The organism is Mycobacterium malmoense (assembly GCF_019645855.1).
Lineage (GTDB): Bacteria > Actinomycetota > Actinomycetes > Mycobacteriales > Mycobacteriaceae > Mycobacterium > Mycobacterium malmoense.
This window is the reverse complement of the sequence record NZ_CP080999.1, coordinates 3,923,334-3,950,079: the sequence shown is the minus strand read 5'-3', so window position 1 is coordinate 3,950,079 and position 26,746 is coordinate 3,923,334. Positions and strand designations below refer to the sequence as shown.

Sequence of the window (26,746 nt, the reverse complement as noted above, 5' to 3'; positions counted from 1 at the left end):
CGGTGTACAAACACGCACGCTCGCCGGTAGTTACGGACGCCCCTTCGGGTCGAGGCCCAGTGAGACGCCCGCCAGGCCGCGCCGCCGCGACGACAGGTTGTCGGCCACGCCCCGCAGTTCCTTGCCGACGGGGGAGTCGGGCGCGCTCAGCACGATCGGTGTGCCCGAATCGCCGGCGGCCACCAGCGCCGGGTCCAGCGGGATCTGACCCAGCAGCGGCACCTCGGCGCCGACCGCGCGCGACAACCGGTCGGCGACCTGCCGGCCGCCGCCCTCGCCGAACACCTGCATCGTTGAGCCATCCGGCAGCGTCAGCCCCGACATGTTCTCCACCACGCCGACGATGCGCTGGCGGGTCTGCAGCGCGATGCTGCCGGCCCGCTCGGCGACCTCGGCCGCGGCCAGCTGTGGCGTGGTCACCACCAGGATCTCCGCATTGGGGATCAGCTGCGCCACCGAGATGGCGATGTCGCCGGTTCCCGGCGGCAGATCGAGCAGCAGGACATCCAGATCGCCCCAGTAGACGTCGGCCAGGAACTGTTGCAACGCCCGGTGCAGCATCGGCCCGCGCCACACCACCGGGGTGTTACCCTCGGTGAACTGGGCGATCGAGATGACCTTCACCTCGTGCGCGATGGGCGGCAGGATCATCGACTCGACCTGCGTGGGCCGGTCGGTGGTGCCCATCATGCGCGGGATGGAGTGGCCGTGAATGTCGGCGTCCAGCACGCCGACCGACAGGCCGCGCGCGGCCATGGCCGCGGCGAGATTGACTGTGACGGTGGACTTCCCGACTCCGCCCTTGCCGGACGCGACCGCATACACCCGGGTCAGCGAGCTGGGCTGGGCGAACGGGATGACGGGCTCGCGGGCGTCCCCGCGCAACTGCTTGCGCAGCTCGGTGCGCTGCTCGTCGCTCATCACGTCCAGGCTGACTTTCACCGCCCCGGTGCCCGGAATGTCAGCGACCGCGTTGGCGACGCGCTCGCTGATTTCGGCCTTCTTCGGGCAGGCGCCGGTGGTCAGGTAAATCGCCACGTGCACGCCGCCGCCGGGCTCGACGTCAACGCTTTTGACCATCCCGAGTTCGGTGATGGGACGCCGCAATTCGGGGTCGATCACCCTCGCCAGTGCGGTGTGGATGGCGGTGGCGAGGTCGGCTTTCAAACCAGGGGAGTCATGACTGGACATCACCGCCGAGTGTAGGCGTGCGCGGTTGCCGGATGGTCAGCCGGCCGGCGGTGCAGGAGGGGCCCATGGCGGGACGGCGTTAGGAGGCGGAGCAAACGGCAGTTGCGGTCCCTGCGGCGCCGGGCTTTGCGGACCGATGCAGATCAGCGTGCAGCCAGGCTGTTGGGTCGGCGCCTGCTGCGGCGAGGGCGCCATCCACGGGAACATCGGCTGCTGACCGGCGGGCTGTGGCTGGCTTAAGTCGATCAACGGCACGCGTGCCAACGGGTCGTCCGTCGGCAGGCCGATGACGTTCATCGGCAGGTTGGGCCCGAGCCCCTCCGGATGCTCGTCGTGCGCGTCGCCAAGCGGCGGTGGCGGTCCGGTCATCGGCGGCAGGTCCACAGGGACCACGCCGGTGGCGTACGCCGCCGCCCAACCCAGCACGTTCTGCGCGTAGGCCGTCGAGTTGTTGTAGCGCAAGATCGCGGCCATGACCTGCGACGGGTCGCGCAGGTTGAGCCCGCCGGTGCACAGGTAGCGGGCGGCCGCCAGCGCCGAGTCGAACAGATTCTGCGGATCGGCCGTGCCGTCACCTTTGCCGTCGACGGCGTATCGCGCCCAGGTGCCGGGCAAGAATTGCATGGGCCCCATCGCGCGGGCGTAGGTGACGCGATTGCCGACGCTGCTTTGGATGATCACCTCGTTGCCGGGCAGCGTGCCGTCCAGCGCGGGGCCGTAGATCGGGACAACCGCCGTGCCGCGCGCGTCGACCGCGCCCCCGCCCGCGTGGCCCGACTCGATGCGTCCGATCCCGGCCAGCAAGTTCCAGCTGATGCCGCAGCCCGGGTCGGCGACGGCCATCCTTTGTTCGGCGTTGCGGTATGCGGCCAGGGCGATCGACGGAATACCCAGCGCGCCAGGCGAATTCACGACCATCGGTGGCGGCGGCGCGGACGGAGCGGACTCGGCGACGTGGAAGGCGGTCGGAACACGCTCGATGGCGATGACCGCCGGGCCGGAGTTGTCGGGGCCGGTGGGCGAAACCGCGGCGACCGGGGTAATGGCGGCGCGCACCTGCTCGTGGACCGGTGTTACTGGTCCGCGGAATGAGGGACCCGTGCCCCCGACCGCTCCGGCCAATACCAAGGGACTAATCAGGGCGACTCCGAATGCCGGCGTCCGTCTTACGCGAAGCGCCCGTTGCCGCACCGCCCCCCACAAGCGGGTGGTATCCCCGGCGTCGTCCGGGCGACCCCTGCGTCCCCCAATGCGCACTCGACCGTCCTCAGTATTGACCTGGTCGCGAAACCGTCTCCGTTTGGCCTCGTGAACTAGATCACCATACATAACTCTTGTGACCAGAGTGGCGCAATGGTCAGTTCGGTTCTCACCCGGGATTCTTTGCCGTCCGCTCCAAACCGTCACCGGCTTGCACGGACCCCGCATCCCGGGTTTCCGGCCGCAAGGTGGTCACCAACTCGCGCAGGTTCTCCAGCTCGTGACGCAGGTATTCACGCGTCACGACCTCGCCGACGGCCAGCCGCAACGCCGCGAGCTCGCGGGCCAAGTACTCGGTGTCGGCCTTGGTTTGCGCGGCGCGGCGACGATCCTCGTCGAGCGCCACCCGGTCCCGGTTCTCCTGACGGTTCTGGGCCAGCAGGATCAGCGGTGCCGCGTAGGCGGCCTGCGTGGAAAAGGCCAGGTTGAGCAGGATGAACGGGTACGGGTCCCAGCGCAGCTTGGCCGCGAACAGGTTGACCGCAATCCACGCGAGCACCACGATCGTTTGGATTAACAGGTAGCGGCCGGTGCCGAAGAAGCGCGCGATGGACTCGGTAACCTGCCCAACGGCCTCGGGGTCCAGTCGTGGCGAGTACCTGCGCGATGTCCGTGGGGTGTACAGCCGTCGCGGTGCCGTGGATTTGCTCACACGGATCCTCCCAATCCTTCGAGCCGGCCGGCGGCGTCCAGCTCCTCCACGTCGACGCGCCAGTCGTGCGGCAGCAGGTGATCGAGCAGATCGTCCACGGTTACCGCTCCCAACAGGTGGTTTTGGTCGTCGAGCACCGGTCCACAGACCAGGTTGTAGGCGGCGAGGTAGCGGGTCACCGCGGCCAGCGGGGTCTCCGGCGTCAGGGTGAGCAGGTCGCTGTCGACGATCCCACCGACCAGTTCGGCCGGCGCCTCGCGGAGCAGTCGCTGTAGCGGCACGCAGCCCAGGTAGCGCCCGGTGGGGGTGGCCGTCGGCGGGCGTGCCACAAACACTATTGACGACAGCGCGGGGGTGAGGTCGGGGTCGCGGACCCGGGCCAGCGCCTCGGCGACCGACGTGTCCGGGGTCAGGACCACCGGGTTCGAGGTCATCAGGCCGCCCGCGGTGTCGGGGGAATACGTCAATAGCCGGCGCACCGGGGCGGACTCCTCGGGGTCCATCCGGGTCAGCAGGATCTCGGCATCCGTCGGGCTCAGCACGCCGAGCAGGTCGGCGGCGTCGTCGGGATCCATCTCGTCCAGCACGTCGGCCGATCGTTCGGTGCCCAGCTGCGAGAGCACGTCGGCCTGATCCAACTCGGGCAGCTCCTGCAGAATGTCGGCCAACCGGTCGTCGTCGAGCGCCTTGAGCACCTCGTAGCGCCGCTTGGCCGGCAGGCCGCGGATGGCGTCGGCCACGTCGACGGCCCTGCGCCCTTCGAACTGGTCCAGCAGCTGCGCGACCCCCTGATCCGGCAAGGCCAGCGCCGACGGGGTGAGGCCCTGCACGTTGTGCCAGTCGACGACGTGCACCGGGCCGCGCCGCCCGAGCCGGCGAGGCGTGCGGACGGCGACCCGGGTCACCATCCAGTCGCGACTTCGGGTTTGTTCGATCCCCAGATCGGTGATCACCACGTCAAGGCCGGCCAGCTCCGGCAGCGCGGGGTCGTTGACCTTGACCATGGTGTCGAGCACCTGGCCCATCGCCAGCACCTCGCCCGGCCGCTGCTCGAATCGGCGCAGCGACACGTTGGCGGTCTTGAGCGTCACCGCGTCGGGCTCGATCGAGGCAACCCGCAGCATCGGAATGAAGATGCTGCGGCGGGTCGCCAAATCGACGACCAGTCCCAGGACGCGCGGTTGCTGACGGACGATGCTGATGCTGATCACGACATCGCGGACGCGCCCGAAGGATTCGCCCATCGGACCCAACACCAGCATCCGCGGAAGCCGCGCGACGTAGACCCTGTTGACCGGTCCCATGGAAGTAGAGCCTAGGCAGCCGCCGGCCGGATGGCAGGCGACCAGTCGGTCTCGCTGACGAGAATGTCGCTAACGCGAATGGATGCTGAAGATCGCGATGATCAAGAACACCAGCAGGCTGCCGATACCGACCACAATGCCGGCGACGGCCAGGCCGTAGCCTTCCTGGCGCGTCTGCTTGATCTGGTTCAGCGCGACCACGCCCAGCACGATGGCCACGATCGAGCCGATGCAGCAGAGCAAACCGGTGAACGACGAGATCAACGAGGCTATCGCCAGCGGGTTCGTCCCGGACGGCATTGCTCCCTGGGGTCCATAGTCAGGCGGTGGCCCGTAGCCGAGTGGTGGGCCGTAGCCGGGCGGTGGCCCGTAGCCGGGTGGTGGGCCGTAGCCCGGCGGTGGCCCGTAGCCCGGCGGTGGCGGAATGGGCGGCGGGTATTCGGCCGGATAGCCGGGCGGGAAATTGGCCGGCGAATACGCATGAGGGGGATAGTCGGCCGGCGGCGGCCCTGTCGGCGGATTCCACGGAGGTGTCCAGGCCGGCCGTTCCGGGGCCCCGCCGCCGGTTTCCGGCGGGTTAGCCTCGTCGCCGTGGGCGCTCTCGCCGGGAGTTGACATGGTGTTCAACCTAGCGTATGGAAACCCGCGCGCCTCTTGTCCGCGGAGCCCTGCCCGGGCATGGCCACACCAGACTGGGACGACTTGTTTGCTCGCCGTTGCCGGGAGGTCGCCTCGATGGGGTGGGAGGGCCGGGGATGAGACGATGGCCAAGGCAGAGCAGAATGAGCGTCGATGACTAGTCCTTTCCAGCCTGGACGGGTTCCCGGCGCTGCCCCCGGCGGGGCGGCCGGCCGGCGTGTGCCCGGACTGCCGACCCCGCCCAAGGGCTGGCCGGTCGGCTCCTATCCCACCTATGCCGAGGCGCAGCGCGCCGTCGACTACCTATCCGAACAACAGTTCCCGGTGCAGCAGGTGACCATCGTCGGTGTCGACCTCATGCAGGTTGAACGGGTCACCGGCCGGCTGACATGGCCCAAGGTGCTCGGCGGCGGCGTCCTCAGCGGCGCTTGGCTCGGCTTGTTCATCGGGTTGGTACTCGGCTTCTTTAGCCCCAATCCCTGGGCCGCGTTGGCCACCGGTCTGGTCGCCGGGGTGTTCTTCGGATTGATCACCTCCGCGGTTCCCTACGCAATGGCCCGTGGCACAAGGGATTTCAGCTCGACCATGCAGTTGGTGGCCGGTCGCTACGACGTGCTCTGCGATCCGCAAAACGCAGAGAAGGCACGGGATCTGTTGGCACGCCTGGCGATCTGACGTTTTGACCGAGGTGCGCGAGAGACAAATGGTGAGTCGTCGTGGGCGCGCAGTCCGAGCGGGCGCAATCGCGCTGGCTGTGGCGACGGTGTTGTCGGCCTGCGGGTCGGGCCGCACCGGGATGGTGATCAGTTTCTACACCCCGGCCACCGACGGTGCGACGTTTACCGCGGTCGCTCAGGAGTGCACCAGGCAACTCGGCGGCCGCTTCACCATCCAGCACGTGAGCCTGTCCAGGGCGCCCGGGGAGCAGCGATTGCAGCTGGCCCGGCGGCTGAGCGCCCATGACGGCGGCCTGGACGTGATGGCGCTGGACGTGGTGTGGACCGCGGAGTTCGCCGAGGCGGGCTGGGCGCTGCCGCTATCCGACGACCCGGCCGGCCTGGCCGAGGCCGACGCAGGCGTTGATACCCTGCCGGGGCCGCTCGCGACGGCGCGTTGGAAGCACAGGCTGTATGCCGCGCCCGTCACCACCAACACCGAATTACTTTGGTACCGAGCTGATTTGGTGCACCAACCGCCGGCGAGCTGGGACGGCATGGTGGCCGAGGCTACCAAATTGCACGCCGCGGGCCAGCCCGGCTGGATCGCCGTGCAGGCCAACGAGGGTGAGGGTCTGGTGGTGTGGTTCAACACGCTGCTGGCCAGCGCGGGCGGTCAGGTGCTCTCCGAGGACGGCCGCCACGTCACCCTGACCGACACGCCCGCGCACCGGGCCGCCACCGTCAGCGCGCTGCGGATCCTCAAGTCGGTGGCCACCGCGCCGGGAGCCGATCCGTCGATCACCCGGACCGACGAGGGCACCGCGCGGCTGGCGGTCGAACAGGGCAAGGCCGCGCTCGAAGTTAACTGGCCCTTCGTGCTGGCGTCCATGCTGGAGAACGCGGTGAAGGGCGGTGTGCCCTTCCTGCCGCTCAACCGCAACCCGGCGTTGGCCGGCAGCGTCAATGACGTCGGGACATTCGTGCCCAACGACGAGCAATTTCGCATCGCCTACGAGGCCAGCCAGAGGGTCTTCGGCTTCGCGCCCTATCCCGGCGTGGCGCCGGGCCGACCGGCCAAGGTGACGATCGGCGGGTTGAACCTGGCGGTGGCCAGCACCACGCGGCACCGCGCGGAGGCGTTCGAAGCCGTGCGCTGCCTGCGGAGCCTGCAGAGTCAGAAGTACGTGTCGATCGAAGGCGGCCTGCCGCCGGTGCGCGCCTCGCTGTATTCCGACCCGCAGTTCCAGGCCAAGTACCCGATGTACACCGTCATCCGCCAGCAGCTCACCGATGCCGCGGTGCGTCCCGCGACGCCGGTCTATCAAGCGTTGTCGCTGCGGCTGTCGGCGGCGCTGAGCCCGATCACCGAAATCGACCCGGAGCGCACGGCCGACGAGCTCGACGCGCAGGCGCAGAAGGCCATCGACGGCAAGGGCTTGCTGCCGTGACCGCGACGGCCCTCGAGCCGCGGCGCGCCGCCGTGGAAGCGCACCCGCGGAGCCGAACTCGGCTGTCGGAGCGGCGACTGGCTTTCGCGCTGGTCGCACCGGCGGCGATCCTGATGCTGGCGGTGACGGCCTATCCGATCGGCTACGCCGTGTGGCTGAGCTTGCAGCGCAACAACCTTGCGACCCCCGACGACACGGCGTTCGTCGGCCTAAGCAATTACCAAACGATCTTGACCGACCGGTATTGGTGGACGGCGTTGGCGGTGACGCTGGGAATCACGGTGGTTTCGGTGTCGATCGAGTTCGTGCTGGGCTTGGCGCTGGCGCTGGTGATGCACCGCAGCCTGGTCGGCAAGGGCGTGGTGCGCACCGCGGTGCTCATCCCGTATGGCATCGTCACCGTCGTCGCGTCGTACAGCTGGTACTACGCCTGGACGCCGGGGACCGGTTACCTGGCCAACCTGCTGCCGCAGGGGAGCGCGCCGCTGACCGAGCAGATTCCGTCGCTGGGCATCGTCGTCCTGGCCGAGGTGTGGAAGACGACGCCGTTCATGTCGTTGCTGTTGCTGGCCGGGTTGGCGCTGGTACCAGAGGATCTACTGAAGGCCGCGCAAGTCGATGGCGCCGGCGCCTGGCGCCGGCTGACCAGGATCATCCTGCCGATCATCAAGCCGGCGGTCGTGGTCGCGCTGTTGTTCCGGACGCTGGACGCGTTCCGCATCTTCGACAACATCTACGTGCTGACCAACGGCGCCAACAACACCGACTCGGTGTCAATCCTGGGCTACGACAACCTATTCAAGGGCTTCAACGTGGGACTGGGCTCGGCGATCAGCGTGCTGATCTTCCTCTGCGCGGGCATCATCGCGCTCGTCTACATCAAGGCGTTCGGCGCCTCTCAACCCGCATCAGCGCCCGGCGGTGATGTCGATGGCCACTGAGGCGATGGGCGCGCGGCGCGCCTGGGCCGGCTGGGCCGTTCTGGACACCCTGGTCGTGGTGTATGCGCTGGTGCCGGTGTTGTGGATTCTCAGCCTGTCGCTCAAGCCGACGTCAGCGGTCAAGGACGGCAAGCTGATTCCGTCGTCGGTGACCTTCGACAACTACCGCGGCATCTTCCGCGGCGACATCTTCACCTCGGCACTGGTCAACTCTATTGGGATCGGCTTGATCACCACCGTGATCGCGGTGGTGCTCGGCGCGATGGCGGCCTACGCGATTGCCCGGCTGAACTTTCCCGGAAAGCGGGCGCTCATCGGTGGGGCCCTGTTGATCACGATGTTCCCGGCGATTTCGCTGGTCACGCCGTTGTTCAACATCGAACGCGCGGTCGGTCTGTTCGACACCTGGCCCGGCTTGATCCTGCCCTACATCACTTTCGCGTTGCCCCTTGCCATCTACACGTTGTCGGTGTTTTTCCGGGAAATCCCTTCGGATTTGGAGAAGGCGGCCAAAATGGACGGCGCCACGCCGGGGCAGGCCTTCCGCAGGGTGATCGTCCCGCTGGCGGCGCCGGGACTGGTGACCGCCGCGATCCTGGTGTTCATCTTCGCCTGGAACGACCTGCTGCTGGCGCTGTCGCTGACCGCCACCAAGGCGGCGATCACCGCGCCGGTGGCGATCGTGAGCTTCACTGGCAGTTCGCAGTTCGAGGAACCAACCGGGTCGATCGCGGCCGGTGCCATCGTGATTACGGTCCCAATCATCGTTTTTGTTCTAATCTTCCAACGACGGATTGTCGCCGGGTTGACCTCTGGCGCTGTGAAGGGATAGCGCGATGGCCGAGATTGTGTTGGAGCACGTCAACAAGAGTTACCCCAACGGCGCGATTGCGGTGAAAGACCTCAGCATCACCATCGCCGACGGCGAATTCCTGATCCTGGTCGGGCCTTCCGGCTGCGGAAAGACCACGACGCTGAATATGATTGCCGGACTTGAGGATATCTCGTCGGGCGAGCTGCGCATCGGCGGCGAGCGCGTGAACGACAAGGCGCCCAAGGACCGCGACATCGCGATGGTGTTCCAGTCTTACGCGCTGTACCCGCACATGACCGTGCGGCAGAACATCGCCTTCCCGCTGACGCTGGCGAAGTTGAAGAAGGCCGAGATCGCGCAGAAGGTGGAGGACACCGCCAAAATCCTTGACCTGAGCGAACTTTTGGACCGCAAGCCCTCCCAGTTGTCGGGTGGCCAGCGGCAGCGGGTGGCGATGGGCCGGGCGATCGTGCGCCGTCCTAAGGCGTTTTTGATGGACGAGCCGCTGTCCAACCTGGACGCCAAGCTGCGGGTGCAGATGCGCAGCGAGATCGCCCGGCTGCAGCGGAGATTGGGCACCACCACCGTCTACGTCACCCACGATCAAACCGAGGCCATGACGCTGGGCGACCGCGTGGTGGTGATGCACGGGGGTGTGGCACAGCAAATCGGCACCCCCGACGAGCTCTACGAGCGTCCCGCCAATCTGTTCGTCGCGGGGTTCATCGGCTCGCCGGCGATGAATTTCTTCCCGGCGACGCTGACACCGACCGGGCTGACCCTGTCCTTTGGTGAGGTGATGCTCACGCCGCAAGTCCAGCAGGTGATCGCCCGGCACCCGAAACCGGAACGCATCATTGTCGGGGTGCGGCCCGAGCACCTGGCCGATGCCGCGCTGATCGACGGGTACCAGCGGATCAGGGCGCTGACCTTCGAGGCGAAGGTCGACCTGGTCGAATCGCTGGGTGCCGACAAATACGTGTACTTCACCACCGCGGGTCCGGCCGTGCACTCGGCTCAGTTGGACGAGCTGGAGGCCGAGGGCGAGGTGTACGAAAACCAGTTCGTGGCAAGGGTTCCCGCGGAGTCGAAGGCGGCTATCGGGCAGCCGCTGGAGTTGGCGCTCGACACCACGAAGGTGGCCGTCTTCGACGCCGACTCCGGGGTGAACCTGACCGTCGCGCCGCCCGACGCCGAGTGACACGGATACTGGAGGACGTGCGCGCGCACCTGCGCGGTCACTTCGCCGGGGCCGAGCCCGATTCGGCGAGCGTGACATTCCTGGGCGCCGAACCCATCGAGGTGCTGCGATTTCGCGAGCGGGCAAACGGACCAGAAGGGACAGTGCATTACGTGTCGCTGGGATGCTCGCGCCGCCCGATGGCCGATCCGACCGAAATCGTCGCCGACCCGCGGCGCGGCCCGCGCGCCGAGGTCGCGCTGCGCCTGCGAGATGCCGGGCCGGCCACCGGCATTGCCCGCAGCCTGGCGATCATTGCCGCGACCCCGGCCGTCGACGGCGTGGTGCTGGCCGCCGACGCGCTGATCGATCTCGGCGCGCCGCTGTGGGCGTCGCCGTCGCGGCGGGTGCCGTTCACCGCGGTGTTGTTGGGCCACAGCGACATTCCGGACCTGCCGCTGGAGCCGCCCCGCGAGCCGGTGAAGTTCCTGGCGGCGACTCCGATCACCGCGACCGAAGCCGCGTGGGTGCGGCTCAAAGGCGCCTCTGAAGGGGCCCACGCCATGCGACAGGCATGGCAGAACGACGGTGTGGACGTGCTGGACCCGAATCGACCTGCGGCACAACCGGACTGACGGCCGCTATCCCCTCGCGAGCAGACGCAGAATCGCACGCAGCTCTGCGGAATCATGCGACTCTGCGTCTGCTCGCGAGGGGATCGAGGGGATAGGGCGCGGCGGCTAGAGCCAGTTTCTGTTTCGGAATTGGAAGTAGAGGACCAGGCAGACAATGGCCATCCCGGCCATCACCGCCGGGTAGCCCCACGTCCAGTTCAGTTCGGGCATGAAATGGAAGTTCATGCCGTAGATGGCGGCGATCATGGTGGGCACCGCCAAGATGCCGGCCCAGGCCGCCATCTTGCGCATGTCGTTGTTCTGCTGCATACCGACCCGGGCGAGTGCCGCCTGCACCAGCGAGTTGAGCATGTCGTCGTAGCTGGCGATCTGGTCGGCCGCCTCGGTGTGGTGGTCGCCGACGTCGCGCAGGTAGCGTCGCACCTCTTTGGAAATCAGGTCCTTGTTCTCGGTCTGGATGCGCTGGAAGGCAACTCCCAGCGGGTTCACGCACCGGCGCAGTTCGACGACTTCGCGCTTGAGCAGGTAAATCGGTTCGACGTCGATCTTGCGGCCGGGCGAAAACGCCACCTCCTCGATGGCGTCGATGTCGGATTCGATCAGGCTCGTCACCTCGAGGTAGTGGTCCACCACGTCGTCGGCGATGGCGTGCATCACCGCGTACGGACCCAGCTGCAGATGCTCGGGATCGGCATCCATCCGCTTGCGCACCTCGGACAGCCCGCCGTGCTCGCCGTGGCGGACGGTAACCACGAAATCTTTGCCGACGAAGACCATGACCTCGCCGGTTTCGACGATCTCGCGGGCCAGCACCACCGACTCGTGCGGGACATAGTTGACGGTCTTCAGCACGAGGAACAGCGTCTCGTCGTACCGCTCCAGCTTGGGCCGCTGGTGGGCGTGCACGGCGTCCTCGACCGTCAGCGCGTGCAGCCCAAAGACATCCGCCACATCCTGCATGTGGCGCTCATCGGGCTCGTGCAGCCCGATCCAGACGAACGCCTCCCGCCCCGTCAGCTCGATCTCGCGGACCGTGCTCAGCGCGGTGGCGTAGGTGTACTTGCCGGGCAGCCGGTGGCCTTCGACGTAAACGCCGCAGTCGACCAACGGCTCAGGGGGCTGGGCAACGGGGTGTACGTGGGGCACCACCCGCGGTTTCGCGACTGGTCGCAGCGCTTCGGGCAATGCGTCAAACCCAGGGAACACCTTCACCTCCGATCACCGCGCAGGTCCGGCCGAGCGGTGCTCAATGCTACGCGTCCTGGCAAAACACGGCAGAAAAAACCCGCCGCGGCCCGGGCTTATGACGGTTGGCGGACGGCCGACGGGCGATGCCTCCCGGTGGTGGACCGGAGGTTTCGGGCCGGCGGGGGTGCGCTAGTTTCGAGCTCGACCGAAATCCTGACTTTCTCCATAAGGAGTACACCGACGTGAGCGCAAGTCCTGTCAAGGTCGCCGTCACCGGCGCCGCCGGCCAGATCGGCTACAGCCTGTTGTTCCGCCTGGCCAGCGGCTCGCTGCTGGGGCCCGATCGCCCGATCGAGCTGCGGCTGCTGGAGATCGAGCCCGCGCTCAAGGCGCTCGAGGGTGTGGTGATGGAGCTGGACGACTGCGCGTTCCCGCTGCTGGCGGGCGTCGAGATCGGCGCGGATCCGAACAAGATCTTCGACGGCGTGAACCTGGCCCTGCTCGTCGGCGCCCGCCCGCGCGGCCCGGGCATGGAGCGCGGCGACCTGCTGGAGGCCAACGGCGCGATCTTCACCGCGCAGGGCAAGGCGCTCAACGCCGTTGCCGCCGCCGACGTGCGTATCGGCGTGACCGGCAACCCGGCCAACACCAACGCGCTGATCGCGATGAGCAACGCGCCCGACATCCCGCGGGAGCGGTTCTCCGCGCTCACCCGCCTCGACCACAACCGGGCGATCTCGCAGCTGGCCCGCAAGACCGGCGCCGCGGTCACCGACGTCAAGAAGATGACGATCTGGGGCAATCACTCGGCCACCCAGTACCCAGACGTGTTCCACGCCGAGATCAAAGGCAGGAACGCGGCCGAGGTGGTCAACGACCAGGCGTGGATCGAGAACGACTTCATCCCCACCGTCGCCAAGCGCGGCGCGGCGATCATCGACGCGCGCGGTGCCTCGTCGGCCGCGTCTGCCGCGTCGGCCACCATCGACGCCGCCCGCGACTGGCTGCTGGGCAGCCCGGACGGCAACTGGGTGTCCATGGCCGTCATCTCGGACGGCTCGTACGGTGTGCCCGAGGGGCTGATCTCCTCGTTCCCGGTGACCACCAAGGGCGGCGACTGGACGATCGTCACCGGCCTGGAGATCGACGAGTTCTCCCGCGCCCGGATCGACAAGTCGACCGCCGAGCTGGCCGACGAGCGCAACGCGGTCACCGAGCTGGGCCTGATCTAGCCCGCCGGCGCCCAGCCTGTAAATCCGCAGCCAAAGTGCGAGTACGGCCCTGCAGATCTACAGGCTCGGCGCGGGGATGGCTGGGCGCAGCGGGTCGCCGCGCTCGACGGTCGTCGATTAGGGCTACTAACGGGTAGTCAGTACCCTGGGCGCGTGTCCGAAATCGTGCCGCCACAGATCGCCATCGGAGACGACGAGATCTTCGAGGCCCACGTAGGTGGGAAGCTTTCCGTCGAGCTGCAGTCTCCGCTGGACACCCAGCGCGCCTTGTCGATCGCCTACACCCCGGGCGTGGCGCAGGTCAGCCGGGCGATCGCCGCCGATCAGACGCTGGCCGCCCGCTACACCTGGGCGAATCGGTTGGTGGCCGTCGTCAGCGACGGCAGCGCGGTGCTCGGCCTCGGTGACATCGGGCCGGCGGCGTCGCTGCCGGTGATGGAGGGCAAGTGCGGGCTGTTCAAGGAGTTCGCCGGGCTGGACGCGATCCCGATCGTGTTGGGCACCAAGGATCCCGACGAGATCGTCGAGACCCTGGCGCGGCTGCGCCCGACGTTCGGCGCCGTCAACCTCGAGGACATCTCCGCCCCGCGCTGCTTCGAGATCGAACGACGGGTCATCGAGGCGCTGGACTGCCCGGTGATGCACGACGACCAGCACGGCACGGCCATCGTCGTGCTGGCCGCCCTGATGGGCGCCACCAAGCTGCTCGGCCGTGACATGTGCTCGCTGCGGGTGGTGGTCTCCGGCGCCGGCGCCGCGGGTGTCGCGTGCACGAATCTCCTTCTGGCGATGGGCGTTTCGGACATCACCGTGCTGGACTCGCGCGGCATCCTGCACACCGGGCGCGACGACATGAACGGCGTCAAGGTCGATCTGGCGCGGCGCACGAATCCCGGTGGCCTCGCCGGCGGCATGGTCGAGGCGCTCGGCGGGGCCGACGTGTTCCTCGGGGTGTCGGCGGGTGTGGTCCCCGAGGAGTTGATCGCCACCATGGCACCCGACGGGATCGTGTTCGCGCTGTCCAACCCCGACCCGGAGATCCACCCCGAGCTCGCGGCCAAGCACGCGGCGGTGGTGGCCACCGGCCGCAGCGACTTTCCCAACCAGATCAACAACGTGCTCGCGTTCCCTGGGGTGTTTCGCGGCGCGCTGGACGCGGGTGCGCGCCGGATCACCGAAAAGATGATGGTGGCCGCGGCCGAGGCGATCTTCTCCGTCGTCAGCGACGACCTCGCGGTCGACCGGATCGTCCCGAGCCCACTGGACCTGCGCGTCGGGGAAGCCGTCGCCAAGGCGGTCACCCTGGCCGCAGAAGTGTCAGACGCCAGGGCGTGAGAATCGGCAGGGCGGCCGCGGCGCTGCTCGCCGTGGTTTTCTGGGCCGGCTGCGCGACCAACGCCCACCAGCGCCATCCGGAGCTGGTGGTCGGATCCCGGCCCGACCCCGAGTCGACGCTGCTGGCCGGTGTCTACGTGGCGGCGCTGCGCTCATACGGTTTCGCGGCGCGACCCGACACCGCCACCGACCCGATGGCGAAGCTGGACTCCGGCGAGTTCACCGTCGTCCCTGCGTTCACCGGGCAGGCGTTGCAGCGTCTGCAGCCCGGCGCATCGGTCCTCTCCGACGCCCAGGTTTACCGCGCGATGATCGCGGCGCTGCCCGAGGGCATCCTGGCGGGCGACTACACCACGGCCGCCGAGGACAAACCCGCGCTGCTGGTGACGCAAGCCACCGCCCGGGCTTGGGGCGGCCATGACCTGACCGCGCTGCCTAAGCACTGCGACGGGTTAATGATCGGCGCCGTCACCGGGTTTCAGGCGCCCTCGGCGGTCGGCACCTGCCGGCTTCCCGCTCCGCGCCAATTCCCGGATGAGCCAACGCTTTTCACCGCGCTGCGGGCCGGTCGGCTGACGGCGGCGTGGACCACCACCGCCGACCCCGGCGCCCCCGCCGACCTGATCGCGCTGGCCGACGGCAAGCCCGCGCTGATCCGGGCCGAGAACGTGGTGCCGCTGTATCGCCGCAATGCGCTCGGCGATCGCCAGCTGCTGGCGATCAACGAAGTGGCCGGCGTGCTGGACACCGCCGCCCTGGCCGAGATGCGCCGCCAGGTGGCCGGCGGCGCCGACCCGCAGGCGGTGGCCGGCGGATGGTTGGCCGAACACCCGCTGGGCCGCTGAGCGTAGTCGGCCGTCAGGCCTTGGGCACCAACCGGCCCAGGACCGGCCCGAACAGCTGCTGATAACGGCTGCCGGTCAGCCGCACCAAGACGTCCATGACCTTGGCGTCCGTGCCGACCAGCACCCGGGCCTTGTTCTTGCGCACCGCGTCCAGGATGACCTGCGCGGCCCGCTGCGGACTGGTCCTGGCCAGCCGCTTGTCGAACAGCTTGGCCAGTTCGTCGCGGTCGAGTCCCTCGGCGACGGTGGCGTTGCGGGCGATCGCGGTCTTGATGCCGCCGGGATGCACTGTGGTCACCCCTACCGGGTGGCCGGCCTGCACCATCTCCTGCCGCAGCGCCTCGGTGAAGCCCCGGACGGCGAACTTGGCCGAGTTGTACGCCGCCTGCCCCGGCACCGAGAACAACCCGAACACGCTCGAGACGTTGATGACGTGGCCGTCCCCGGAGGCGATCAGATGCGGGAGAAACGCTTTGGTGCCGTTCACGACGCCCCAGAAGTCGACGTCCATCACGCGTTCGATGTCCTTGAACTGGCTGACCTCGATGTCGCCGGTGAAGGCGATGCCCGCGTTGTTGTAGATCTGGTTGACCTTGCCGAAGTGCGCGTTGACGGCGTCGGCGTAGGCCAGGAAGGCCTCGCGCTCGGTCACGTCGAGTCGGTCCACTTTGACCGGCGCGCCGATCGCCTTCAACCGTCGCTCGGTGTCGGCCAGCCCCTCGAGGTTGACGTCGCTGATCGCCACCTTGGCGCCCGAGCGGCCCAGCTCGATGGCCAGCGCCTGCCCGATGCCCGAACCCGCGCCGGTGACCACGGCGACTTTCCCGGCAAACCCTCGCATAACCACCCTCCTCCCTCCCATCGCGAGCGTGCGTGTTTGTACATCGACACGCCGATATCGCTGACACTTTACGCACGCTCGCGGCGGCGGCGGCTTCGGCCGGCGGCGGCGGCTTCAGGCGTTCACCCGAAGGCCGTGTCGATGATCTCCTGCTGCTCGACGGCGTGCACCTTCGACGAGCCCGACGACGGCGCCGACATCGCCCGGCGCGAAATGCGCTTGATCCCGGTCAGCTTGTCGGGCAGCAGCTCGGGCAGCTCCAGGCCGAACCGCGGCCACGCGCCCTGGTTGGCCGGCTCCTCCTGCACCCAGAAAAACTCGCTGGCCTCGGGATAGCGGTCCAGCGTCTCGCCCAGCCGGCGTTTCGGCAGCGGGGCGAGCTGTTCGATCCGCACGATCGCGACGTCGTCGCGGTTGTCCTTAGCCTTGCGCGCCGCCAGCTCGTAGTAGAGCTTTCCGCTGGTCAGCAGGATCCTGCGGACCTTGCCGCGATCGCCTATGCCGTCCTCGTAGGTGGGTTCCTCCAGTACCGAGCGGAACTTGATCTCGGTGAAGTCCTTGACCTCGCTGACGGCCGCCTTGTTGCGCAGCATCGACTTCGGGGTGAACACGATCAGCGGGCGCTGGATACCGTCGAGGGCGTGCCGGCGCAACAGGTGGAAGTAGTTCGACGGCGTCGAGGGCACCGCGATCGTCATCGAACCCTCCGCCCACAACTGCAGGAAGCGTTCGATGCGACCGGAGGTGTGGTCGGGCCCCTGCCCCTCGTGCCCGTGCGGCAGCAGCAACACCACGTTGGACAGCTGGCCCCACTTGGCCTCACCGGAGCTGATGAACTCGTCGATGATCGACTGCGCGCCGTTGACGAAGTCGCCGAACTGCGCCTCCCACAAAACCAGGGCGTCCGGGTTGCCCACCGTGTAGCCGTACTCGAAGCCGACGGCCGCATACTCGGACAGCGGCGAGTCGTAGACCATGAACCTGCCGCCGGTGGGGCTGCCGTCGGGGTTGGTCGCCAGCAGTTGCAGCGGCGTGAACTCGTCGCCGGTGTTGCGGTCGAAGATCACCGAATGCCGCTGGGAGAAGGTGCCGCGCCGGGTGTCCTGACCGGAGAGCCGCACCAGCTTGCCCTCGGCCACCAGCGAACCCAACGCCAGCAGCTCGCCGAAGGCCCAGTCGATCTTGCCCTCGTAGGCCATCTCGCGGCGCCTTTCCAGCACCGGCTGCACGCGCGGATGCGCGGTGAAACCGTCCGGGACGGCCAAAAACGCGTCGCCGATGCGGGCCAGCAGCGCCTTGTCCACCGCGGTGGACAGCCCGGCGGGGATCATCTGGTCGGACTCGACCGATTCGCTCGGCTGCGCGCTTTGCTTCTCCAGCTCGCGGACCTCGTTGAACACCCGCTCCAGCTGGCCCTGGTAGTCGCGCAGCGCGTCCTCGGCCTCTTTCAGCGAGATGTCGCCGCGGCCGATCAGGGATTCGGTGTAGCTCTTGCGGACCCCGCGCTTGACGTCGACCACGTCGTACATGGCGGGGTTGGTCATCGACGGGTCGTCGCCCTCGTTGTGCCCGCGCCGGCGGTAGCACAGCATGTCGATGACGACGTCCTTCTTGAACCTCTGCCGGAAGTCCACGGCCAGCTTCGCCACCCACACGCCGGCTTCCGGGTCGTCACCGTTGACGTGGAAGATCGGCGCCCCGACCATCTTGGCGACGTCGGTGCAGTACTCGCTGGACCTGGAGTACTCCGGCGCGGTGGTGAAACCGATCTGGTTGTTGACGATGATGTGGATGGTGCCGCCGACGCGGTAGCCGGGCAGGTTCGCCAGGTTCAGCGTCTCGGCCACCACTCCCTGCCCGGCGAAGGCGGCGTCACCGTGCAGCATCATCGGCACCACGGAGAAGCTCTCTTCGCCGCCAGCGGCGGCCGCGAGGGCCAGCAGGTCCTGCTTGGCCCGGACCAGGCCCTCCAGCACCGGGTCCACGGCTTCCAGGTGCGACGGGTTGGCGGTCAGTGACACCTGAATGTCGTTGTCGCCGAACATCTGTAGGTACACACCGGTGGCGCCGAGGTGGTATTTGACGTCGCCGGAGCCGTGCGCCTGTGCCGGGTTGAGGTTGCCCTCGAACTCGGTGAAGATCTGCTTGTACGGCTTGCCGACGATGTTGGCCAGCACGTTGAGCCGGCCGCGGTGCGGCATCGCGATGACCACCTCGTCGAGGCCGTGCTCGGCGCACTGGTCGATCGCCGCGTCCATCATCGGGATCACACTTTCGGCGCCCTCCAGCGAAAACCGTTTCTGCCCAACGTATTTGGTTTGCAGGAAGGTCTCGAAGGCCTCGGCGGCGTTCAGCTTGCTCAGGATGTACTTCTGTTCGGCCACAGTCGGTTTGACGTGTTTGGTCTCGACCCGCTGTTGCAGCCACTCCTGTTGTTCGGGTTCGAGGATGTGGGTGTATTCGATGCCGATGTGGCGGCAGTAGGCGTCGCGCAGCAGGCCCAGCACGTCGCGCAGCTTCTTGTACTCGCAACCGGCGAAGCCGTTGACCTTGAACACCCGGTCGAGGTCCCACAGCGTCAGGCCGTGGTTGAGCAATTCCAGGTCGGGGTGGCTGCGGAACCTGGTCCCGTCCAGGCGCAGCGGGTCGATGTCGGCCATCAGGTGCCCGCGGTTGCGGTAGGCCGCGATCAACTCCATGACGCGGGCGGTCTTGTCGACGATCGAGTCGGGGTTGTCGGTGCTCCAGCGCACGGGCAGGTACGGATTGCCCAGCTCGCGGAAGATCTCGTCCCAGAAACCGTCCGAGAGCAGCATTTCGTGGATGGTGCGCAGGAAGTCGCCGGATTCCGCGCCCTGGATGATGCGGTGGTCGTAGGTCGAGGTCAGGGTGATCAGCTTGCCGATGCCCAGCTCGGCGATGCGCTCCTCGCTGGCACCCTGGAACTCGGCGGGGTATTCCATGGCGCCGACGCCGATGATGGCGCCCTGGCCGGCCATCAGCCGCGGCACCGAGTGCACGGTGCCGATGGTGCCGGGGTTGGTCAGCGAAATCGTCACGCCGGCAAAGTCTTCGGCGGTCAGCTTGCCGTCGCGGGCCCGGCGCACGATGTCTTCGTAGGCGGTGACGAACTGCGCGAATCGCATGGTCTCGCAACGCTTGATGCCGGCCACTACCAGGGAGCGCTTGCCGTCCTTGCCCTGCAGGTCGATCGCCAGGCCCAGATTGGTGTGCGCCGGCGTGATCGCGGTGGGCTTGCCGTCGACCTCCGCGTAGTGCCGGTTCATGTTCGGGAACTGCTTGATCGCCTGCACCAGCGCGTAGCCCAGGATGTGGGTGAAGGAGACCTTGCCGCCGCGGGTGCGCTTGAGCTGGTTGTTGATGACGATCCGGTTGTCGATCAGCAGCTTGGCCGGAACGGCCCTAACGCTGGTCGCCGTCGGCACCTCCAGCGACGCGGACATGTTCTTGACGACGGCCGCGGCGGCGCCGCGCAGCACCTGCAACTCGTCGCCCTCGGCCGGCGGGAGAGTGGCGGCCTTCGGTGCAGCTGGAGCCGGTGCCGCCCCGGACGGCACCGGGGCGCCGTTGCCCGTCGCGGCCGTGGGCTTGGCGGTAGGAGCGGCCGGCCGGGCGGGGGCCGGTGCGGCGGGCGTCGGTTGCGGGGCGGCCTGCCCGTCGGCCGTGGCCGGGGTGCTCGCCGCCGATTCGGTGGTCGGCTCGGGGTTGTAGTCGACGAGGAATTCGTGCCAGCTTGGATCGACCGACGAGGGGTCGTCGCGGAACTTGCGGTACATCTCCTCGACCAGCCATTCGTTTTGCCCGAATGGTGATATGTTGCTCACGGCCGCTGTTCGCCTCAATTCTCTTGTCGTGCAGGCCCTCTAAGCGCCACTACCCGTCCGCCTGCGACTTCGTGCGCTTCGGTGGGCGGGACGCCGCGCGCCGACGGCGGTCATGGAACGTTTCCGCCCCATAAAGGCTAACCTTTCGCCGGCAATTCGCGCGTGTGACCGGGTGGCTAGCCGGCTTCGCGGGTCGGGGGCAGCAGGCGCAGCGTGCTCGGCCAGCGCGTGGGCGGGGCGCCGAATGCGTGGCGGGCGTTGCGGGTGATCCTCTTGCCCACGAGATAATTGCCGACGGCGCCGACCACGGCGCCAATGCCGACCGGCAGCAGCTTGCCGAACAACAGGGCGCTGCGTCGCACCGTGTACCGCTTGACCCACGACTTGAGCAGCCGCGAGTTCAACCGCGACATCGACGACAGCGGCAGCGCGGCCATGCCTTCCGAAATCCAACCGCCGTTGGTGCGGCCTGGACCGATCAGTTCGGCGACGGCGCGCTTGCTGTTGTCGCCGACCAGCACCGACAGCACCATGACGCGGCGTCGTTCTCGATGGTCGGCGGGAATGCCGTGCACCACCGCCAACGCCAGCGCGAACAGCGCGGTGGCCTCCAGGAACGCCACGGTTTCCGCCGCGGCCGCCGACAGCGCGCTCAACGTGCCGATCCCGGGGATGGTCGCCGCCATCCCCACCGCCACGCCGCTGGCCGTGACCACGGCCACGTAGCGCTTCTCCAGCTTGGCGACGATGTCGGCTGGGCCGGCGCCCGGGTTCGCGTGCCGCAGGCGGGACACGTAGGCCTCGACCGCCGGGCCCTGCACCCGCGAGCTACGCTCGATGACCTGCGCCAACGCCCGCGCGGATGCCGTGGGCCGGCCGCCGGTGGTGCCCGGCGCCTGCTCCGCGTTGGACGTTTTCGATTCTCTGTTCCGTCGGGCCCACATCTTGCCTCTCCTGCCGATGGCGTCCTTCAAGGCTAACGTGCCCGCCGCAAGGGACGGATCGGTCCGCGGCTCCCCGGCCGATTGCCTTACCCGGGATAATGCAAGGCTGGGTGCGGGTCTGTGCCGTGTGGCGGGGTGGGGTAGGGCCGGACGTCATCGTCGGGAGCTGAAACGAGGTGGGTACATGACCACGGCGACGCCCCGGCGCGCGGGGCCGAGTCGCGCCCGCTTCGCCAAGCGCTGGATGGCGCCAAGTGCGCGGCACTCGGCGAACCCCTGGAACGCGCTCTGGGCGATGATGATCGGCTTTTTCATGATCATGGTCGACTCGACCATCGTCGCCATCGCCAACCCGACCATCATGGCCGACCTGCGTATCGGGTACGACACCGTGGTCTGGGTGACCAGCGCCTACCTGCTGGGGTATGCGGTGGTGTTGCTGGTGGCCGGACGGCTCGGTGACAGGTTCGGATCCAAGAACCTCTATCTGATCGGCCTGGTGGTGTTCACCGCCGCGTCGGTGTGGTGCGGGCTCGCCGGCGGCGCGGCCATGCTGATCACCGCTCGCGTCGTGCAGGGTGTCGGCGCCGGCGTGCTCACCCCGCAGACCCTGTCGGCGATCACGCGGATCTTCCCGCCGGAGCGGCGCGGCGTCGCGGTGAGCGTGTGGGGCGCCACCGCGGGCGTCGCCAGCCTGGTGGGGCCGTTGGCCGGCGGCGCGCTGGTCGACGGGCTGGGCTGGCAGTGGATTTTCTTCGTCAACGTCCCCATCGGCGTCGTCGGGCTGGCGTTGGCCGTGTGGCTGGTTCCGGTGCTGCCCACCCAGGTGCACCGGTTCGACCTGGTCGGCGTCGCGTTGTCCGGGATCGGCATGTTCCTGGTCGTCTTCGGGCTGCAACAGGGTCAGGCCGCACACTGGCAGCCGTGGATCTGGGCGATGATCGTCGCCGGCATCGGGTTCATGTCGGTGTTCGTCTACTGGCAGTCGGTGAACAGGGGCGAGCCGCTGGTCCCGCTGGCGATTTTCGGCGACCGGGACTTCAGCCTGTGCAACGCCGGGGTGGCCATCGTCTCGTTCGCGTCAACCGCGATGATGCTGCCGCTGACGTTCTACGCGCAGTCGGTCTGCGGGTTGTCGCCGATGCGCTCGGCCCTGTTGATCGCGCCGATGGCGGTGGCCAACGGTGTGCTCGCGCCGCTCGTGGGCAGGATCGTCGACAGCTACCATCCGCTGCCCGTGCTCGGTTTCGGCTTTTCGATGCTGACGATCGGGCTGACGTGGCTTGCGTTCGAGATGTCCCCGGACACGCCGATCTGGCGGCTACTGTTGCCGTTCTCTGTGATAGGCGTCGGGATGGCGTTCGTGTGGTCGCCGCTGACCGCCACTGCGACCCGCAACCTGCCGCTGCAGCTGGCCGGCGCGGGCTCCGCCGTGTACAACTCGGTCCGCCAGCTCGGCGCGGTGCTCGGGAGTGCCGGTATGGCCGCGTTCATGGCGTCACGGATTAGCGCCGAGATGCCGCCGCGGCCCCCCGGCGCCGCGGGAGAGGGCGGCATCACCTTGCAGCTGCCCGGGTTCCTGCGCGGCCCGTTCTCGGCCGCGATGTCGCAGTCGGTGCTGCTGCCCGCGTTCATCGCGTTGTTCGGGATCATTGCCGCGCTGTTCTTGGTCGGGTTCGCGCCCTCGATGACCGCGGTCGGTGAGCTGCCCGACGATGACGACGTCCTCGACGACGACTATGACGACTATGCCGAGTTCGTACTTCTCCGTGAACCGGACATCGGGCCGCGGCCGGGCGCCGAGATCCAACCCGCGCGCGAGGAGAACGGCGACATCGGACCGTCGGAAGAGCGGCCCGGCCGCCCGCGCTCGGCACCGGCCGACGCGTGGCACAGCCTGCTCGACGACCCGGTGCCGCAAACCGCACCGATTGGCTTCGCCCGCAACGGCTCTCATGTCGACGAGCGGCGCATTCCGCCGATCACGGAGTTTACGGCGCGCCGGTTTGGGTCCGTCCCGCGCGACGATCGTCGTGCGCCGTCGGCCGGAAGGCACCACAACGGCACCGCGCATCATCGGCTCACCGAAGGCGAGGCGCCGCGGGGCCAGCATTACCGTCCCGATCCGGACGACGATCCCACCGGCTACGGCCGGCACTCGCGTTAAGTAGGCTCGGACCTCGTCAGTGCCAGGAATGCGCCCAGGTCGATCAGGCCACCGGGCGTGGCGGGCAGGTACTCGGTCAGCAGCCGCGAGCGCACGATCACCGCCGCGTATTGCGCCCGGCTGACCGCGACGTTGAGCCGATTCCTGTTGAGCAGGAACGACATTCCATGCGGCACCACCTCCGCGGACGAGGCCGTCATCGAGACGAAGACCACCGGCGCCTGCCCACCCTGGAACTTGTCGACGGTTCCGACCCGGACCCCGCCGAGCCCCGCGGAGCCCAACCGCCGGCGCAGCAGCGCCACCTGCGCGTTGTAGGGCGCCAGCACCAGAACATCGGCGGCGGCCAGCGGACGGGTGCCGCGCTCGTCGGTCCACGACGTGCCGAGCAGCCGCCCGATCTCGGCGGCGATCGCGTCGGCCTCTTCGGGGCTCTCGGTCGAGTTACCTTGGTGTTCAACCGGATACAGGTGCACACCGGGCTTATAGCCATCGAGGTGACGGGCGGCCGTGCATGGGTGGGAATGCAGCCTGCCCTCATACGACAGCGTGGAGACCGCGGCGCAGACCGCCGGGTGCATCCGGTAGGAGCGATCCAGGAAGTAGCCGCGTTCGTCGGGCAGCGTGCGCCGGCCGTCGACGAGCCAATCCAGCGCCGAGGTGTCGACCGGTTCGGGGTGAGTGCCCTGACTGACCTGTGGCAGCTGCTGCGGGTCCCCGAGCAGCAACAGGTTCGCGGCCGCCGGGGCCACGGCGATGGTGTTGGCCAGACAGAACTGGCCCGCCTCGTCGATCACCAGCAGATCCAGGCTGCCCGGGATCACCCGGTTGGCGTTGGCGAAATCCCATGCGGTGCCGCCGATCACACAGCCCGCGGTGTCCGCGATGAATGCCGGGTATTCGTTGCTGTCGATCTCGTGCCAGCGCGGTGCGTGGTGGTCGTGGTGTTTCTTGGCGACCCGGTGTGGATCCAGGCCGGCGTCGATCACACACTCCAGCAGGTTCTCCACCGCGGCATGTGACTGCGCCACCACACCGACGCGCCAGGCATGGCCGGTGACCAAGCGTTTGATCACCTGGGCGGCGGTGTGCGTTTTGCCGGTCCCCGGCGGTCCGTGCACGGCCAGGTATGACGAGTCCAGATCCAGTGTTGCGGCGGTGATGTCGGCAGCAATGCCCGAGGTGTCGGGGCCGCGCGGGAGCGGAGCGCCGCTGCGGGTGCGGGGCGCGCGACGCAGCAGGATGTCGACCAGCGCGGTGCGGGGTAGTTGCGGCAACCCGGCGGCGACGGCGGTGGCGGTCGATTCGATCGACTCCCTTAAGGCTGTTGTGGGCACCGGCGGTCCGGGGGTGAGCGCGAAGGGAAGTTGGTGAAAGGTGTTGCCGTCGCTGCCCACTCGCTCGATGATGACCACCTCGGTGGGCACCGTCGGATCGTCGGCCTCGACGACCTCGGCCCGTCCGGCCGCCCGCCGATCGGGATTGTCGGTCATGCCCGGCGGAGCCGGAGGTTCGTAGAGCGCGAACACGTTCGTCATCAGGTCGCCGCGCGCCAGCTCGCCGCGCAGCCGCACCCGTCGCTGCAGCTTGCGCGCGCCGGGGGGCGTGTGCCAGTCGACGCTGACCGACACTTTCTCATTCTCGGCGAGGAAAACGTCTGTGTTGTCCGCCCATTCGTCGACGGGGAAGTTCAGCCGGTCGAAATGCGCCCACCAGAACGGCTTGTCCTCCCGCCGGTGGTAGCCGCGCGCCGCGGCCACCAGCGCGACCGCCGTCCGCTCGGGCGTGCGTTCACCGACGGCGGCGTCGCCGGTGAACGCCGACAGTGTCATCGCCAGCCGGTCGTCGTCTTCGGCGGTGTCGCCGTCGGGCACCGGTTGGGCGCCAACGGGAACGACGCCGAGTTCGTAGGCGCGCAGCATCAGCCAGTTGCGCAGTTCCCGAGTCGACCGGCAGTCGTAGTGGTTGTAGTCCTCGATCTCTTTGAGCACCGATGCGGCGTCGTCGAAGCGGCCGGCGGCCTGCAGTTCGCAGTACCGGGCGTAGGAGGTGATCGATTCGGTGGCGGTAGTGACGTCACCGGCGCGCAGCTGCGCGCCCATGTAGAGCGGCTCGAGCGCCTTGAGGCTGAACGACTCCGCGCCCACGCGAATGCTCTTGCGCGCCAAGGGGTACAGGTCAACCAGCGTCCCGCTGCGCAGTAGTTCGTCGACCTCGTCCTCGCCGACCCCATACCGTCCGGCGAGCCTTAGCAGCGCGGTCTTCTCGTAGGGTGCGTAATGGTAGATGTGCATGTTCGGGCGACGTTCGCGGCGCTTGGCCACCATCGCGAGGAAATCGGTGAGCGCCTTCCGTTCGTCCGCCCGGGCATGCGCCCACAGCGGGCGGAAATTCCCGGCGGCGTCGAGGACGCCGAAGAGATATTCCAGGCCCCATTCGCGGCCGTCGGCGGTCCACAGCGGGTCGCCTTCGAAGTCGAAGAACAGGTCGCCGGGGTCCGGCTCGGGCAGCAGCGCCAGCGGCCGCGGGTCGACGATCTCGAACCGCGGAATGCCGGTATCTCGTTGGCGGACTTGTAGTTTGGCCTGCGCGGTTAGCTTGCCCAGCACCGCCGACGCTAGGTCGGGCACCGGCCCGCTATGGCCCGCGAGCTCGGTGATCGTGGTGATCCCGGCGTCAATGAGCTTGTCCCGCTGGGCCACCCGCATGCCGGCGACCAGCAGCAGGTCGTCGGTCGCACGCAACTGCTCCGTGCACAACGGGCACCGGAAACACGCGACCACGCTCCGGTCTTCCCAGCGGACCGGGGTGCCCGCGGCGTGGTGCTCGTCGAGCAGGCGCTGCAAAAGCGCGCGCTGGGACCGGTAAACCGGGATCAGGTCGCCGATGCGGTAGCGCACGACGGTGCCATCGCCCAGTTCCAACTCGGCCTCCGGCGCCACCGGGACGTCCGAGCCGGCCAGCGCGTCGGCGTAGCCCGCCAGCTGCAGCAACGCGGGGACCTTGGCCGAGCGCGCCAGCTTGGTGTCGATGACCCGATAGCGCTCGCCGTCAAGCACCAGGAAGTCGGCGAATCCGACGAAACGGCCGTCGAACATCGCGGCCTGATACACGGCGGGAGCGCGGTTGGCGATGGCGCGCTGGGTCGCCTCGGCGGCGGCCGTCAGCCCCGCCGGTGTGTAGGCCGGGCGTCCGATGATCGCGACGGCGTGGCCGAACTCCTCGCGCAGCCCGTCGAGCCGGCGTCGTTCGTGCTCGGTGCCGAGGGCGGCCGTCCGCGCGAGCAACTCGTCCTCGACGGCGACCGCGGGGCCGCGGCCGAGTTTCGCGTCAAAATCCCTGAGCAGGGCGTATTCGCAGCGCGCGGCGGCCGCGAGATCCGACGCGCTGTAGACGACGCTGTCGCCGGTGACGAACACGCCAGCCACTGTAGGTGAGGGGTCCGACATCGATAGGAAATGTCTGGCTGATGCCGGGCTGAGCTATCGGGACTTGCGGACCTGTCCGTCAAACCGGCCGCGGATCGCAGTTCGGCTCAAGGGGTTTCGAGTTTTCGATAGAAAAACGTTGCTGCTGTTTGTGGTGTGGGCGTGGGGCCGTGACGGCGCTGATGCCGTCGCTGTCGA

The 26,746-nt window shown here is 68.3% G+C and carries 20 protein-coding genes; 10 read left to right on the top strand and 10 right to left on the bottom strand.

What is annotated here, in order from left to right:
* Positions 1 to 30 precede the first annotated feature (30 nt).
* The 5 genes from K3U93_RS18070 to K3U93_RS18050 all read right to left on the bottom strand — a co-directional run bounded on the left by K3U93_RS18070 (position 31) and on the right by K3U93_RS18050 (position 5,025).
* The gene (locus K3U93_RS18070; RefSeq protein ID WP_139796966.1) at positions 31 to 1,191 is read right to left on the bottom strand and encodes an Mrp/NBP35 family ATP-binding protein; all 1,161 of its coding nucleotides are present in this window, start codon (positions 1,189 to 1,191) and stop codon (positions 31 to 33) included.
* Positions 1,192 to 1,227: 36 nt separating this feature from the next.
* Positions 1,228 to 2,448 carry a lytic transglycosylase domain-containing protein gene (locus tag K3U93_RS18065; RefSeq protein WP_083010734.1) on the bottom strand — a complete coding sequence of 407 codons (1,221 nt, stop codon included), beginning with the start codon at positions 2,446 to 2,448 and terminating at the stop codon, positions 1,228 to 1,230.
* A gap of 112 nt (positions 2,449 to 2,560) precedes the next feature.
* Positions 2,561 to 3,103 carry a DUF1003 domain-containing protein gene (locus K3U93_RS18060; protein ID WP_071511820.1) on the bottom strand — a complete coding sequence of 181 codons (543 nt, stop codon included), beginning with the start codon at positions 3,101 to 3,103 and terminating at the stop codon, positions 2,561 to 2,563.
* Positions 3,100 to 4,407 carry a magnesium transporter MgtE N-terminal domain-containing protein gene (locus K3U93_RS18055; protein WP_083010733.1) on the bottom strand — a complete coding sequence of 436 codons (1,308 nt, stop codon included), beginning with the start codon at positions 4,405 to 4,407 and terminating at the stop codon, positions 3,100 to 3,102. Before K3U93_RS18055 ends, K3U93_RS18060 begins: the two co-directional genes overlap by 4 nt.
* 69 nt (positions 4,408 to 4,476) lie before the next feature.
* Positions 4,477 to 5,025, bottom strand: coding sequence for a DUF4190 domain-containing protein (locus K3U93_RS18050; protein ID WP_071511818.1), 549 nt, complete (start codon positions 5,023 to 5,025; stop codon positions 4,477 to 4,479).
* A 174-nt stretch (positions 5,026 to 5,199) separates the two neighbouring features.
* On the opposite strand from K3U93_RS18050, the gene K3U93_RS18045 reads away from it, so the two are divergent.
* From K3U93_RS18045 to K3U93_RS18020, 6 genes are read left to right on the top strand one after another with little or no spacing between them, the layout of a single operon-like run.
* Positions 5,200 to 5,721 carry a general stress protein gene (locus K3U93_RS18045; RefSeq protein ID WP_083010731.1) on the top strand — a complete coding sequence of 174 codons (522 nt, stop codon included), beginning with the start codon at positions 5,200 to 5,202 and terminating at the stop codon, positions 5,719 to 5,721.
* A gap of 28 nt (positions 5,722 to 5,749) precedes the next feature.
* A complete protein-coding gene (locus K3U93_RS18040) occupies positions 5,750 to 7,153 on the top strand; it encodes an extracellular solute-binding protein (RefSeq protein ID WP_083010730.1) in 1,404 nt (467 codons plus the stop codon).
* A 32-nt stretch (positions 7,154 to 7,185) separates the two neighbouring features.
* Positions 7,186 to 8,094, top strand: coding sequence for a carbohydrate ABC transporter permease (locus K3U93_RS18035; protein WP_083010811.1), 909 nt, complete (start codon positions 7,186 to 7,188; stop codon positions 8,092 to 8,094).
* Between the two features lie 4 nt (positions 8,095 to 8,098).
* Positions 8,099 to 8,926 carry a carbohydrate ABC transporter permease gene (locus tag K3U93_RS18030; protein ID WP_139796990.1) on the top strand — a complete coding sequence of 276 codons (828 nt, stop codon included), beginning with the start codon at positions 8,099 to 8,101 and terminating at the stop codon, positions 8,924 to 8,926.
* A 4-nt stretch (positions 8,927 to 8,930) separates the two neighbouring features.
* The gene (locus tag K3U93_RS18025; protein ID WP_083010729.1) at positions 8,931 to 10,109 is read left to right on the top strand and encodes an ABC transporter ATP-binding protein; all 1,179 of its coding nucleotides are present in this window, start codon (positions 8,931 to 8,933) and stop codon (positions 10,107 to 10,109) included.
* Positions 10,106 to 10,723 carry a suppressor of fused domain protein gene (locus tag K3U93_RS18020; RefSeq protein ID WP_083010728.1) on the top strand — a complete coding sequence of 206 codons (618 nt, stop codon included), beginning with the start codon at positions 10,106 to 10,108 and terminating at the stop codon, positions 10,721 to 10,723. The genes K3U93_RS18025 and K3U93_RS18020 overlap by 4 nt, the downstream gene beginning before the upstream one ends.
* Before the next feature lie 105 nt (positions 10,724 to 10,828).
* On the opposite strand, the gene corA is transcribed toward K3U93_RS18020, so the two are convergent.
* Entirely contained in the window at positions 10,829 to 11,929 is a 1,101-nt protein-coding gene (corA, locus tag K3U93_RS18015; protein ID WP_071511843.1) for a magnesium/cobalt transporter CorA, read from the bottom strand.
* Positions 11,930 to 12,153: 224 nt separating this feature from the next.
* Between corA and K3U93_RS18010 the strand changes: the two genes are divergently transcribed.
* The 3 genes from K3U93_RS18010 (at position 12,154) to K3U93_RS18000 (ending at position 15,323) form a co-directional block, all read left to right on the top strand.
* On the top strand, positions 12,154 to 13,143 hold the full coding sequence (locus tag K3U93_RS18010; RefSeq protein WP_083010727.1) for a malate dehydrogenase: 990 nt from the start codon (positions 12,154 to 12,156) through the stop codon (positions 13,141 to 13,143).
* Between the two features lie 153 nt (positions 13,144 to 13,296).
* Entirely contained in the window at positions 13,297 to 14,478 is a 1,182-nt protein-coding gene (locus K3U93_RS18005) for an NAD(P)-dependent malic enzyme (protein WP_083010726.1), read from the top strand.
* Entirely contained in the window at positions 14,475 to 15,323 is an 849-nt protein-coding gene (locus K3U93_RS18000) for a glycine betaine ABC transporter substrate-binding protein (protein WP_083010725.1), read from the top strand. Before K3U93_RS18005 ends, K3U93_RS18000 begins: the two co-directional genes overlap by 4 nt.
* Positions 15,324 to 15,336: 13 nt before the next feature.
* Here the strand turns inward: K3U93_RS18000 and K3U93_RS17995 are convergent, their stop codons facing one another.
* From K3U93_RS17995 to K3U93_RS17985, 3 genes are all read right to left on the bottom strand, one after another.
* Entirely contained in the window at positions 15,337 to 16,164 is an 828-nt protein-coding gene (locus tag K3U93_RS17995; protein WP_083010724.1) for an SDR family NAD(P)-dependent oxidoreductase, read from the bottom strand.
* 122 nt (positions 16,165 to 16,286) lie between these two features.
* Positions 16,287 to 20,009 carry a multifunctional oxoglutarate decarboxylase/oxoglutarate dehydrogenase thiamine pyrophosphate-binding subunit/dihydrolipoyllysine-residue succinyltransferase subunit gene (locus K3U93_RS17990; RefSeq protein ID WP_083010723.1) on the bottom strand — a complete coding sequence of 1,241 codons (3,723 nt, stop codon included), beginning with the start codon at positions 20,007 to 20,009 and terminating at the stop codon, positions 16,287 to 16,289.
* Positions 20,010 to 20,185: 176 nt separating this feature from the next.
* Positions 20,186 to 20,953 (bottom strand): hypothetical protein, encoded by a 768-nt coding sequence (locus tag K3U93_RS17985; RefSeq protein ID WP_083010722.1) that lies wholly within the window; start codon positions 20,951 to 20,953, stop codon positions 20,186 to 20,188.
* Positions 20,954 to 21,137: 184 nt separating this feature from the next.
* On the opposite strand from K3U93_RS17985, the gene K3U93_RS17980 reads away from it, so the two are divergent.
* Positions 21,138 to 23,120 (top strand): MFS transporter, encoded by a 1,983-nt coding sequence (locus K3U93_RS17980; protein ID WP_083010721.1) that lies wholly within the window; start codon positions 21,138 to 21,140, stop codon positions 23,118 to 23,120.
* On the opposite strand, the gene K3U93_RS17975 is transcribed toward K3U93_RS17980, so the two are convergent.
* Positions 23,117 to 26,539 carry a TM0106 family RecB-like putative nuclease gene (locus tag K3U93_RS17975; protein WP_083010720.1) on the bottom strand — a complete coding sequence of 1,141 codons (3,423 nt, stop codon included), beginning with the start codon at positions 26,537 to 26,539 and terminating at the stop codon, positions 23,117 to 23,119. The two genes, K3U93_RS17980 and K3U93_RS17975, sit on opposite strands and share 4 nt — an antisense overlap.
* Positions 26,540 to 26,746: the final 207 nt, after the last annotated feature.